Annotated in this window: 9 protein-coding genes; 3 read left to right on the top strand and 6 right to left on the bottom strand. The window is 74.9% G+C overall.

The genetic code is table 11. The features are described 5' to 3' along the window. Positions 1–21 precede the first annotated feature (21 nt). The 3 genes from ABD234_RS16785 to ABD234_RS16775 all read left to right on the top strand — a co-directional run bounded on the left by ABD234_RS16785 (position 22) and on the right by ABD234_RS16775 (position 2,454). On the top strand, positions 22–1,554 hold the full coding sequence (locus ABD234_RS16785; protein WP_084148638.1) for a glutamyl-tRNA reductase: 1,533 nt from the start codon (positions 22–24) through the stop codon (positions 1,552–1,554). Then, positions 1,551–1,865 (top strand): hypothetical protein, encoded by a 315-nt coding sequence (locus tag ABD234_RS16780; RefSeq protein WP_232226471.1) that lies wholly within the window; start codon positions 1,551–1,553, stop codon positions 1,863–1,865. Before ABD234_RS16785 ends, ABD234_RS16780 begins: the two co-directional genes overlap by 4 nt. Before the next feature lie 220 nt (positions 1,866–2,085). Further along, positions 2,086–2,454: a VOC family protein gene (locus tag ABD234_RS16775; RefSeq protein ID WP_156954180.1), complete on the top strand. Its 369-nt coding sequence runs from the start codon at positions 2,086–2,088 to the stop codon at positions 2,452–2,454. A 126-nt stretch (positions 2,455–2,580) separates the two neighbouring features. Here ABD234_RS16775 and ABD234_RS16770 read toward each other — a convergent pair whose 3' ends face one another. The 6 genes from ABD234_RS16770 to ABD234_RS16745 all read right to left on the bottom strand — a co-directional run bounded on the left by ABD234_RS16770 (position 2,581) and on the right by ABD234_RS16745 (position 12,689). Then, positions 2,581–4,698, bottom strand: a complete 2,118-nt coding sequence (locus ABD234_RS16770) for an acyltransferase family protein (RefSeq protein ID WP_344358699.1) — start codon at positions 4,696–4,698, stop codon at positions 2,581–2,583. Beyond that, positions 4,695–6,035 carry a M18 family aminopeptidase gene (locus ABD234_RS16765; protein WP_344358697.1) on the bottom strand — a complete coding sequence of 447 codons (1,341 nt, stop codon included), beginning with the start codon at positions 6,033–6,035 and terminating at the stop codon, positions 4,695–4,697. Before ABD234_RS16765 ends, ABD234_RS16770 begins: the two co-directional genes overlap by 4 nt. Beyond that, the gene (locus ABD234_RS16760; RefSeq protein WP_344358695.1) at positions 6,032–8,167 is read right to left on the bottom strand and encodes a DUF6541 family protein; all 2,136 of its coding nucleotides are present in this window, start codon (positions 8,165–8,167) and stop codon (positions 6,032–6,034) included. Before ABD234_RS16760 ends, ABD234_RS16765 begins: the two co-directional genes overlap by 4 nt. A 93-nt stretch (positions 8,168–8,260) precedes the next feature. Beyond that, a complete protein-coding gene (locus tag ABD234_RS16755; RefSeq protein WP_344358693.1) occupies positions 8,261–9,253 on the bottom strand; it encodes a glycosyltransferase family 2 protein in 993 nt (330 codons plus the stop codon). Then, positions 9,250–10,512 carry a hypothetical protein gene (locus ABD234_RS16750; protein WP_344358691.1) on the bottom strand — a complete coding sequence of 421 codons (1,263 nt, stop codon included), beginning with the start codon at positions 10,510–10,512 and terminating at the stop codon, positions 9,250–9,252. The genes ABD234_RS16755 and ABD234_RS16750 overlap by 4 nt, the downstream gene beginning before the upstream one ends. After that, the gene (locus ABD234_RS16745) at positions 10,509–12,689 is read right to left on the bottom strand and encodes a DUF6541 family protein (RefSeq protein WP_344358688.1); all 2,181 of its coding nucleotides are present in this window, start codon (positions 12,687–12,689) and stop codon (positions 10,509–10,511) included. Before ABD234_RS16745 ends, ABD234_RS16750 begins: the two co-directional genes overlap by 4 nt. Positions 12,690–12,765 lie beyond the last annotated feature (76 nt).

The raw sequence follows: 12,765 nt of genomic DNA, 5'->3' as shown, positions 1-12,765 counted from the left end.
TGCGGGCCTAGACTCGAGGACATGCTCGTCGCCGTCCGCGCCACCCATGATCACCTCGATCTCGGAGTCCTCGATGCGCTGACCCGTGACGCCGGCAGCCTGCCCGCCGTGATCGGCGAGGTGCTCGCCGAGCGCGCCGACGCCGAGCCCGCCCTGGACGGCTGGGTCGTGGTCAGCACCTGCAACCGCCTCGAGGTCTACGTCGACGCCCGCCGCTTCCACGACGGCGTCGACGTCATCGTCGAGGCCGTCTCCCGCACCAGCGGCATGAGCCGCGACCTCGTCGCGCTGTGCTTCGAGACCGCGATGGACGCCCCCGTCACCCATCACCTGTTCGAGGTGACCTCCGGTCTGCGCTCCCTGGTGATCGGCGAGGCGGAGATCGGCGGCCAGGTGCGCAGCGACTTCGAGGCCGCGCGCGCCGAGGGGCTGACCACGACGCTGCTCAACGACCTCTTCCAGCTCGCCTTCCGCTACGCCAAGCGCGTGGCCACCGAGGCGCCCGTCGGCGCGGCCGGCCGCTCCGGCGTGGCCGTCGCCCTGGACCGCGCGTCCCAGGCCCTCGGCGGTCTCGGCGGGCGCCGCGTGCTCGTGATCGGCACCGGCGCCTACGCCCGCCTCGGCGTGGCCGAGCTGACCCGCCGCGGCGTGCGCTCCGTGCTCGTGCACTCGGGCTCCGGCCGCGCCCCCGCCTTCGCCGAGCGCCACGGCGTGGCCGCCGTGCCCGCCGGCGGCCTCGATGCGGCGCTGCGCGAGGCGGACCTCGTCCTGGCCTGCTCCGGCCGCGGCACCAGCCTGTTCCCCGAGCAGCTGCTCGAGGCGGGGCCCACCCTGATCCTCGACCTCGCCCTCCACTCCGACCTGCACCCGCTGCTGCGCCACCTCCAGGGCGTGCGCGTGATGGGCCTGGCGGACCTCGCCTCCCAGCTCGACGACGCCGCGGAGCCCGCGCTCGTGACCGCCCAGGCGATCATCGCCGAGGGCGCCGCGGAGTTCCGCTCCCGCCAGCAGGTGCGCCGGGTCGACCCGGCCATGGCCGCCATGCGCCACGCTGTCGCCGAGAGCGCCGATGCGGAGATCGCCCGCCTGCGCCGCGATACCTCCGACGACGTCGCCGATCAGGTCGAGCGCTCCATCCGCAAGATCCTCGCGAAGGTCATGCACTCCCCGGCGGCCCGCGCCCGGCGCCTGGCGGAGAACGGCCACGCCGACGAGTACGTCGAGGCCTTCCACACCATCTTCGGCATCGACATCTCCGCGCACCGCGAGGGCGAGGCCGATGGCCAGGAGACGGGCCCCGACGGCTGGATGCGCCTGGACCGGACGATCCCGCCGCGCATCAGCGAGGACGCCGCCTCGCTGACCGCCCTCGACTCCCGCGGCGCGCCGGCCACCGCCCTGGCCTCCGCCCGCTACGCGCGCATCGCGATGACGGCCTGCCCCGTCGACCACGGCATGGGGCGCCACGCCTCCGTCGAGGCCCCGGCCGTGCCGGAGGCCTCCCTTGCCGCCGATCCCGCCGCCCGGCCCGAGATCCTGGGAGCCGCCCGATGACCCGCCCCGACACCCCGGCCGCCTCCGACCCGGCGGCCGCCCGCGAGGAGCAGGGCCGCGCCATCACGCGCCTGCTCGCCCTGCTCGAGACCGAGGACGCCCTGGACCCGCGCGTCATGGAGGCCCGCGCCGAGCTCGCCGAGGCCACTGCCCGCACCGGGGAGTACGAGGACGCCATCAAGCAGGCCGACGAGCTGCTCAAGGACGCCCAGCGCGAGCACGGCCCCGAGCATCCCACGGCCGTCCGCTCCGGCGCCGCCGTCGACCTGATCCTCGAGCTCGCCGGCCTCGCCGGTCTCGAGCGCGCCTGAGCAGCGTCTTTGTGCGCTGGGAGCCGACATGGTCCCAGCCCTCGAGGTGACCTGAGACGTCGGGGCAGGCGCTGGTCGCCAGAACCAGGTGAGGGGATCAAATGGTCCTGCAGGGAGAACTTCTGTAGGGGAATCGCTGCAGTTCGACGGCAAGCCTGGGGCACGTCGGAGGGTGTCTAGGTGGGGCCGGGGACGAGTGGAACCTGGGTAGGGTTGGACGATGGAAGATGCACCCGTTCTGCACAATCCCGTAGTGATCATCGACGTCACAGACCTGGTCAGATCAGGTGAGTTCTGGGGGCGTTTGCTTGGAGTCACGCCCGGATCACCTCGCAGCAACGGCGACTACCTGACCGTCGGCCCCATCGCCGTCGGGGCATCGTTGGTCCTGCAACGTGTGGAGGAGGCGCACCTCCAGAAGAACCCAGTCCATCTCGACTTCCAAGTGGCTGACGTCGAAGATGCGCTGCAGCTGATCATCAGCCTTGGAGGGAAAGAGCTTCCGACGCACTTCACCGGTGAAGGCGTCACGGTCGCCGACCCGGACGGAAACGAGTTCTGCATTGCTCCTGCTTCCCGGAGCTCATAGGTCCTCCCTGCTCGCCGATTCGCGCTCCACTTCTCGCTCGGACATGCAACTTGTGTGTGGTCCGACGGCCCCAATCACCGATACGGGTGATTGCTCGGTGGCTGGTGAGGACGCTGCGGCCGCGGGTCACCACCGCCAGCCGGCGGCGTCCAGCTGGTCCTGCAGGGCGCCGGAGGTGCTGCGCGCGTAGGTCCCCGAGATGTGGTCCTCGTCGAGGTAGACGGCGACGTTCCCGATCACCGGCCGGCAGGTGCCCTCCGGGCAGTACAGCGGCGTCATGTCCACGGGGACCACGGGAGCGGGACCCTCGGCATCGGCCCGGGCCAGCAGCTCGGCATCGGGGCGCTGCGGGGCGAAGATGTCGGCGGCGGGGACGGTGCACAGCGGGGAGTCCGCTCCGTGCTCCTCGAGGCACTCGGTGGGCTGGACGTCCACCAGCCGCGGCTGGTCGCGGAAGGCGAGCACCGCGATGCCCCGCTCGGTCAGCCGCGACAGGCCGTCCTCGATCCCCGGGGAGACCCGCTCCTCGGGGTCGTACGTGACCAGGGTCGTGGTGGTCGCGACGGCATCGGGAGGGGTCTGCTCCAGGTATGCGGCCACGGCGTCGTTGTGGGCGGCGCACTCCGGCCCGCGGTTCTCCGTCCCGGGGGAGTAGGGGCAGGACTTCTGCCACAGCATCATGACCCGCCACCCGTTCTGCTCGGCCAGGGGGATGATCGCGCCGGCATGCTGCTCCATCCGCGAGCTGCCGACCACCACGATCACCGGGTCGTCCTCGTCCCCGGGCGTGATGGTGCAGCTCTCCCGCAGCCCCGGGTCGCGCGGGGCGCGGTCGCCCTCGCACGGCTCCGGCGCGAAGACCCAGTCCCGGGCGGCGTTCTCCGGGGCCGGGAGCACGGGGGCGTCGGGGTCCGCTTCGGGATGCGGCGTGTAGTCCTCGGCGAGGACCCGCGCCCCGGGGTTGTCGCGGGAGGCCCGGGCCTCGGCCTCCGCCCGGCGATGCTCGAGGACCTGCTGGGCGCCGACGGCGGGGGCGAGGCCGGTCACCAGCGCCAGGGCGGCCACGGCGCCGGCCCGCGCGGGATGCGCATCGGCCCAGGGCCAGCGGCGCACCGGGGTGTCGACGAGCTTCGTGAGGAGGTGGGCGAGGACCAGGCTGAGCACGATGAGCACGGCGCCGTCCAGCAGGCCGGCGCTCTCGCGGCCGCGCCCGGAGAGCCACAGCACCAGCAGCGGCCAGTGCACGAGGTACAGGGCATAGGCGACATCGCCCAGGAAGGCGGCCGGACGGGTGCTGAGCAGGGCATCGGCCGATCCCCGGACGCCGGTGCATCCGGCCACGAGGATCAGCGCGGCGCAGGCCAGCGGCCAGGCGGCGATCCAGCCGGGGAACACCCCGTCGACGTCCAGGATGATGCCGCAGGAGATCAGCCCGGCCAGGCCCAGCCACCCGGCGAGCACCCGCAGCACGATGCCGCGGGCGGCCATGGCCTGCTCCAGCCGCGGCATCAGCAGCGCCAGCAGGGAGCCGGCGGCGAACTCCCAGGCCCGCGCGGCGGTGTCGAAGTAGGCGACGGGCTGGTCGACGGCGGTCGACCAGACCGACCAGGCGAAGGACGCCGCCCCGACGACGGCGAACATCAGCACCAGCGCCCGATGGGGCCGCCGGCCCAGGGCCCGCGCGACCAGCCCGGTGCCCGCCATCAGCAGCGGCCACAGCACGAAGATCTGACCCTGCACCGACAGGGACCAGAAGTGCTGGAGCGGAGAGGTGCCGGAGTCGTGGGCCGCATAGTCCACGGAGCGGTCGATGAGCACCCAGTTCTGCACGTGCAGGAGGGAGCCCACCGCGTCGTCGAGCAGGTTCGTCCAGGTCGACGGCGGCATCCACAGCAGCGCGCCGGCGAGCGTCGCCAGCACGACCACGGCGGCCGGGGCGAGCAGGCGCTTGAAGGTGCGTGCCAGCAGGGTCGCGACGTGCACCCGGTCCCCGCGCTCGAGCCGGGCCGCGATGGTGCCGGTGAGCAGGAACGCGGAGATGAACAGGAACACGTCCACCCCGCCGGAGACCCGGCCGATGAACACGTGGTACACGACCACGAGACCGATCGCCGCGCCCCGCAGGCCGTGCAGCTCGGGCCGGAACCGCCGCGGGGCGGGCCCCGACGCGACCCCGGCGCCCGCCGCGGCGGCGGAGGGCCCGGTGCCGGGAGGCGGGCCGGTGCTCGCTGCGGCGCCGCTCACCCGTGCAGGAACTGCGCGAGCCCCCGGCGCAGGTACAGCGGATCGGCCACGGCGCACATCTCCCGCGCCGAGTGCATGGACAGCAGGGCGATCCCCAGGTCGATCGTCACCATGCCCAGGCGGGTCGCGGTGATCGGACCGATGGTCGAGCCCGAGGGCATGGCGTTGTTGGCCACGAAGCTCTGCAGCGGCACGGCGGCCCGCTCGCAGGCCTCGGTGAACACGGCGATGCCCACCGCATCGGTCGCGTAGCGCTGGTTGGCGTTGATCTTGAGCACCGGCCCGGCGCCCAGGCGGGGCCGGGTGACGGGGTCGTGGCGCTCGGGATAGTTGGGGTGGGCGGCGTGGCCGGCATCGGCCGAGACGACGATCGAGGAGGCCAGCGCACGCCGACGGCTCGCGTCGTCCCCGCCGAGGGCGGTGTGCATGCGCACCAGCACGTCCTCGAGGAACGGGCCGGCGGCGCCCGAGCGGCTCGCCGAGCCGACCTCCTCGTGGTCGTTGGCGACCATCAGCGCGATGGGCGCCCCGGCGGAGCGGGACGAGGAGCCGGCGACCGCGATCAGGGCCTCGACCTCCGCATGCATCGAGGAGAGGTTGTCCAGCCGCGCCGAGGCGAGGAACTCCTCGTGCGCCCCGAACACGGCGGGGGCCTGCGCGTCGACGGTGACGACGTCGTACCCCAGCACGTCGTCCTTGGCCACGCCCGCGGCCTGCGCGAGCAGTCCGAGGACGTCGACGGGGCCCAGGCCGATCACCGGCTGCATGTGCCGCTGCGGGTCCAGCGTGAGGCCGTCCTTGGTCACGCCGCGGTCCAGGTGCACGGCCAGCTGCGGCAGGCGCAGCACGGGGCCCGTCGCGACGAGCACCTCCTCGCCGCCGCGCAGGGCGAGACGGCCGGCCAGGCGCAGCTCGCGGTCCAGCCAGGAGTTCAGCAGCGGCCCGCCGTACACCTCGACGCCGACCTGCGCGAAGCCCTCGGCGCCCAGCTGCGGGTTCGGCTTGAGCTTGAGGGCGGGGGAGTCGGTGTGGGAGCCGACGATCCGCCAGGGGGTGGCGGCGTCGGCCTGCGGCGGGGCGGACCAGGCGATGATCGCGCCGTCGCGGATGACGTAGCGGTTCCCGCGCACCTCGGGCCAGTCGGCGTCCTCCTCCAGGCGCGTGAAGCCGGCGTCCTCGAGGCGGCGGGCCGCCTCGGCGCAGGCGTGGAAGGAGGACGGGGACGCGGCGACGAAGGCGCCGAGGTCCTCGGCGGCGGCGCGCGCGGCGGGGGACGGGCGCGCCGGGGTCGAGGGGGCGTCGGTCAGCGGGTCCTGCGCGGAGAAGGCGTCGGTCATCCCAGCATTGAACCATCTGTGCCGGTGCAGGGCTTGATCCGCAGCAGCTTCGCCTCGCCGACCTGCGCGACCACCTCCGCCGCGCCGCCGGTGGAGATCTCGTTCAGCCCCACATAGGTGGCGCGCCGCCCGAACAGCTCGCGGGGACCGAAGTCCAGGGCGTACTCGACGTTCAGCTCGTGCGCGGCCTCGCACACCTCCGGGTCCTCGTCGGCCTCGTCCAGGGCCCGGTTCAGCAGATGGACCTCCTCGGGGGCCTCGAAGCCCATGAAGCGGCTGAGCACCTGCCGGTCCGAGATCGCGTAGGCGAGGGCTCCGCCGTTCCACGGGTTCACGGCGATCACGGCGTCCTCGGGCACGTAGTCGGGGACCAGCTCGAGCAGTGCCTTCTCATCGGGGGTGAGCAGGTCGTAGCGGGTCCAGTTCAGGGCCGCCTGGTCGTGCGCGAACCGGCCGGCGGGGCCCAGGGAGGCGAGGGCCGTCCCCGCGAGCACGGCCAGCACGGCGGCCAGGGCGAGGGCCGGGCGCACCGGGGCGGTCCGCCGCGGGGACGGGGGGACGGTCGTCTCCGCGGCGGCGCGCTCGTGGCGGCCGCGGGTCAGCACCCGCGGGCCGATGCGCACGACCTGCTCCCGCGGCGCGGCCGCGGCACCGGCCCCCGCCGCCGCGGCGGACGCGGCTCCGGGACGCAGGCGGCCGGTCAGCAGCCCCGCCAGGGAGTCGAGGCCGAGGGCGAGGATCGGCACGCCCGCCGCCACGGGGATCGCCGCGATGCGGTAGGTGTCGGAGTACCAGTTGCCGGTGATCGCATAGCGCAGGTCCAGGTCCCACACCGAGGCGGAGACCATGAACACCGCGGAGGACACGGCGAAGGCGGGCAGCAGCCAGCGGCCCTGGCCCCGCAGCAGCACGCCGACGATGGCCGCGGCCATCGCCAGGCCGACGACCACCACCGGCAGCCCGCCGGTCCCGGCCAGGGAGATCGCCTCCAGGAACGACCAGGCGTGATCGGTGTACGGCCCCCAGACGGCCGAGGACTGCGAGGGGCGCAGGCGCGGCCAGATGACCACGGCGATCGCGGTGAGCAGGACCAGGACCGCGAGCGCCCGGAGGAGCAGGCCGCGCCGCACGGGATCGGGCGCGGCGGAGCGGCGCAGCGCCACCAGGTGCGCCCCGGCGGCCCAGGCGGCGGCCGGCACCGCCAGCAGCAGCGCGGCGAACACGCCCTGGGGGTGGGAGAGCGCCAGGGCCAGGCCCGACAGGGCGAGCAGCCCCAGCAGCGGGCCCAGGGCGATGCGCTCGCGGGCCTCGGGCACGAGACCCACCAGGTGCGCGCCCAGCAGGATCAGCGGCGGCAGCAGGACGGTGGACAGGAAGTTCGGCCACACGATGCCCCAGGACATGAGCATCAGCGGGAAGGCGGAGGAGATCCCCGACAGCGCCCCGGCCAGGAACAGCCCGAGCCGGCCGGAGCTCGTGCACAGCCGCACCAGGGCGACCAGGCCCACCGGCCACACGAGCACCGCCAGCACCAGCATCAGCACGTTGGAGCCCAGCACGATGTCCCCGCCGCTGAGCATCACCACGAGGCTGGTCAGCTGGTGCCAGGCCGAGGGGTAGAAGGTGCCGTCGGCGCCCGGCATGGCGGTCATCGTGCTGACGTTCCAGGCGGAGGCGGAGCCGGTGTCCAGCACCCAGCGCACGGCGTTGAGATGGAAGACGGCGTCGTACGTCTGGCTGACCGCGTCGATCGATCCCATCATCACCAGGGCGCGGACGAGGGTCACCGTCCCGCCCAGCAGCACGCCGGCCGCGATCACGCCCGCCGTAGCCGAGGCCCGCAGCCGGTCCCGGGCGGCGGGGAGCAGCCCCCGCAGCTCCGTGCGGCGCCGCCACAGCAGCGGGGCGCCCACGAGGAGGCCCAGCAGCAGCGGGGCCAGGGGGTTCCAGGGGAGGCCGATCAGGGCGCAGCCCTCCGCGGCGACGGTCACCACCGCGATCGACAGCGGGGTCAGCACGGCGGCGCGCGCCAGCGGGTGCATGCGCAGGCCGAGCGCGAGGGGCAGGCCCGGCAGCGCCAGCACGGCGAGGGAGGCGAGGGCGGCGGCCGCCGTGGCCAGGACCAGGATCACGTGCACTCCGTTTCTTCCGTCCGCGTGGCGCCAGGTCATCGTACGGCCCCGGGCTGTCCCCGGGATCCAGGCGAGGGCCGTGCCGCGCCGGGGTCAGCCGCGGGCGGCGCCGCCGTAGCGGCGGCGCGTGCGCCCGCGCACCGCGGCGGCGAACAGGCGGGGCCGGGCGAGCAGGAGCGCGGCGGCGATCCCGGCCGCGGGGCTCGTGCGCAGGGCCGCCGGCAGGACGCGGGCGGACAGGTCGCGCCGGCAGGCGGACAGGACGGCGCGGGAGCCGTCCGCCCCGGTCCCGGACAGGGCCGCGGACTGCGCGATGAGGACGGTCAGCAGCAGGTGCAGCACCGCCATGTCCTGCGCGGCGCCCTCGCGCACGGCCGGGGGCAGGTGCGCGCGCACGAAGCCGAGGGCGGCGTCGCGCTCGACGCGCTCGGGAACGCGTCCCCAGGTGAGAGAGTCCGGGCTGATGCGGTACTCGACCAGCGGCGCGGGCAGCGAACGGACCGTCCGGGCCCGCGAGAGCGCCACGATCACGCCCGCGAGGTCCTCGAAGCGGTGCACGCCCCGGGGGAAGGGCTCCGTCCCCAGCAGCGCGCGGCGGAACGCCTTGTCCCAGGGGAACGGGGTGATCGCATCGCGCATGGCGGCACGCGCCGCCTCCGGTCCGGTGAGCAGGCCCTGGCGGCGGCTGGCCTCCTCGCGCACCTGGCTCCCCGTCCGCACGCGGCGGCCGACGACGACGGCGTCGACGTCTCCGGTGAGGGCCCGATCCACGGTGTCGAGGAATCCGGGCAGCTGCACGTCGTCCGCGTCGAGGAAGGCGACGATCTCCCCGCGCGCCCTCGCGAGGCCGGCGGTGCGGGCCGCGGAGACCCCGGCGTTGGCGTCCAGGGACAGCACGTGCACGCGGTCCGGGGCGGCCGCGGCGGCGGCCCGGGCGGCCTCGGCCGTGGCATCGGGGGAGGCGTCGTCCACCACGATCACCTCGACGTCCGGCCGGCCCTGCTCCAGCACCGACGCGATCGCGGGGCCGATGCTGCCCTCGGCGCGGTGGGCCGGGATGATGACGCTGATGCGCACCGCGGTCATCGGGCCCCCTCCGCCCCGGTGGCCCGCCGCAGCAGGAGCAGGTGGGCGGCGATGCCGAGCATCGGCCCGAGCAGCAGTGCGAGCACGACCCGCAGCTCGAGGCCCAGCGGGACCCACAGCACGGCGACGCCGATGGCGCTCGCCAGCAGCCAGCCGGCGGCGTAGTCGCGGTGGCGGTCCACGGCGAGGGCCGCGGTGCCGCTGAGGGTCAGCAGGGCCACGGTGCCGCCGGCGAGGGTGAGACCCGCCCAGGTCAGCGGGTGCGAGTCGTACAGCGGGTTGACCAGCCGCAGGGCGGGAGGGCCCAGCAGCGCCGCGAGCACGGCGGCCCCCGCGGCCAGCAGCGCGATCCGCGCCATCACCGGGGCCAGGGCCTGCAGCGGACGGTCGCGGTGGGCGACGAAGGCGGTGATCGCCATCCCCTGCAGCGCCTGCAGCGGGATCATGATCGGGGCGCGGGTCAGCGACAGCATGAACAGCAGCGCGGCGACGGCGGCGGCGTCCTCGCCGCGGGCGGAGGCGTCGATGAACGTCGGGTAGGCCGTCACCAGCACGGCGGAGCAGGCGGCGGTGAGCATCGCCCCCAGGCGCCGCCCCAGCAGCTCCCGGCCGGTCAGGGCGACGCGGGCGCGGGCCGCGGCGCGCCCGGCCCGCGTGGCCAGTACCATCACCACCCACACGAGGACGGCGGAGGCCGCGGCGAGCTGCAGCAGCGCCAGGCCGGTCCCGGCGCCCACCGCGCCCAGCACGATCGCGAGCCCGACCAGCGCGCAGGCCAGCAGGCGGAGGATCGCCTCGCTGCCCATCAGATCGGCGTAGGGGCGCCATCGGCCCCGGCCGGCGAGGGTCCCGGCGACCGCGGTGTGGCAGGCGTACAGGCCGGCGGCCACGACGACCACCGCCACCGCGCCCACGGTCCCCGACGGCAGGCGCCCCGGCGCCCACAGCGGGGCGGTCGCCGCGAGCAGCACGGCGGCGGCCGCGCCGATGCCGGCGGCGGAGCCCAGCACCCCGGTCCCGGCCCGGCCGCCCAGCGGCGCCGGGGCCGCCGAGACCGCGCGGGTGGTCTCGTGCTGGATGCCGGAGAGCACGCCGAAGACCCCGAACAGCACCGCCCAGAACACGAGGAACTGGCGGTTGGCCTCCGGGGGCAGCGCCCGTGCCGCGAGCGCCATGATCGCGAAGCTGGAGACCGCGGCGAGCAGGGAGGCCAGCAGGATCCGGCGGGTGTCGCTGCGCTGCACGGCGGGAGCGGTCATGGCGAGCAGGCGTCGATCCGGTACAGGGCGGCCTCGCCCTCGGAGTCGACCAGGGTGAAGCCGGGGGCGTCGCCCAGGTCGTGGAAGCCCGGGAAGTCCCAGGGGGAGCTGTTGACGTTCTCCGAGCCGAAGTCCAGGACGTAGTCCGCACCCGTGTCCTGCACCGCGGCGCAGACCTCCGGGTTCGTGGAGGCCTCCCGCAGGTGCTGCTCGAACATCTGGTCCTGCGGCGAGGCGTACTCCAGGGTGTGGTGCGAGGTGGTCGCGATGCCCGTGTACGGGTAGGCCATGGAGCTGCCGTTCCAGGCGTTGGTGATGATCACCGCGTCCTGAGGCACCGACGCGGGCAGGCGCTCGATGAGTGCGAGCTCGTCCGCGGTGAGGACGTTGGACTTCTCGTCCAGCCGGTAGCTCCAGCCGGCGCTGCGCTCGGCGAAGCGCATCCAGTCGGTGTCGTGGGTGACCTGCAGCGTCAGCACGCTCGCCACGATCGCGAGCAGCGGCCACAGGGCGCGCCGCGGGGCGCGCGGGAGCAGGGGGCCCAGCACGTCGGCGGTGCGCCGGGTCAACAGCGCCACGCCCAGGGCGGCGATCGGCACGGCGGGGATCGCGAGGACGGCCGCCAGGCGGTACGGGTCGTTGTACCAGACCCCCACCAGGGCGGTGCGGGCCTCGCCGTCCTCCCAGCCGGAGATCGCGACCCACAGGTAGACGACCACGACCCAGGCGCCCAGCAGCTCGGCGCGCCGCACGCGCACGGCGGCGTAGGCGCCCATCAGCAGCAGCACCATCAGCGACCAGGCGGGCATGCCGGCGGCGGCATCGAAGGTGAGGGCGCGGCCGATGGCCTCCGGGATGCTGGAGCTCGGGGGCCAGGTCAGGGCCTCCTCGGGCGGGCGGATGATCGGCCAGATGGCCCGGGCCCCGGCGAAGAGGCCGTACGCGCCGGCGGCCAGCAGCAGCACCGGCAGCACGGTGCCGCGCACGCGGGGATGCGCGGCGCGCAGCAGCGCCCCCACCGCGCCGACGGCGGCGATGGGGATCACCATCGCGACCAGCGACATGGAGGCGTTGGGGTGGGCGAGGGACATGCCGATCGACCCCATCAGCCCGCCCACGACCACGGCGGTCCAGGAGATCCCGTCGCGGCGGCCGATGCGCAGGAAGCGCAGCACCAGCACCAGCATCCCCGGCAGCAGCGACAGGCCCAGCAGGTTCGGGTAGAGCACGCCGAAGACGATGAACAGCAGCGGGAACAGCGGGAAGGACGCGGCCAGCACCCCGGCCGGCAGCAGCCCCAGCCGCAGCAGCGAGGAGGGCAGCACGGCCCGGCACAGCAGCACGATGCCGGCCGGCCACACCAGGGCGCACACCGCCAGGGCCATGGCGTTCGTGGCCACGACGATGCTGTCGCCGCCCGTGGTCAGCAGCACGAGGGAGACGGTGTCGTGCCAGGCGGCGGGGTAGAAGGTGGAGTCGCCGGGGGAGGCGGTCATGGACAGCAGGTCCAGGCTCGAGGCGCTCGCCCCGTCGAGGATGTAGCGCACCGCGTTCTGGTGGAAGATGTTGTCGAAGGTCTGCGAGAGCGCATCGGGCACGCCGATCACGCCCGTGACCGTGCGGGCCAGGAGCACGCCCCCGATGACCATCGCGAGGATCGTCAGCAGCTCCACCGAGGTGAGGATCGACACCGCCCGGGCCCCGGGCGTGCGCCGGCGGGGGACGGCGGTCCCGGTGCGGGGCGGGCCCTCGGCCTCCGGGGCACGTTCGATCCGCGCCGCAGGGGCGGCGCCGGAGGCCTCGACGGACGCCTCGGTCCTCTCGGACGCCTCGGCGTCGTCGGAGGTGCCGGCATCCTCCGGGGCATCGGCCGCGAGGGGATCATCGGCCTCGGCCGCTTCGTCGGCGGCGGCGGGGCCGCGACGGCGGCGCAGGCGCGAGGAGATCACCCTCACGGCCCAGAACAGGGCGCCGACCAGCACCGCGAGTCCCCCTGCCGGCAGGGGGCCCCAACCGATCCCGGCCATCGGCGCGAGGATCGCGGCGACGGAGATCAGCGCGAGGGAGAACAGCGGCGCCAGGCCCCAGGCATGGGCGGGGCGCAGGCGCAGGGCGGTGGTGCAGACGAGCCCGGGGACGAACAGCCAGGCGGTGGTGACCGCGAACGGGATCAGCATCGGAGCCCACGTCGCCACTGAACCCTCCGTCTCCCCGTCCGTCCGCGAGGCCCCACTGTATCGGGCGGCGCGTCGC

The sequence above is a fragment of the Brachybacterium phenoliresistens genome, assembly GCF_039530785.1.
Taxonomy (GTDB): Bacteria; Actinomycetota; Actinomycetes; order Actinomycetales; family Dermabacteraceae; genus Brachybacterium; species Brachybacterium phenoliresistens.
The sequence above is the reverse complement of the archived record's forward strand: the minus strand, read 5'-3'. Positions and strand labels throughout refer to the sequence as shown.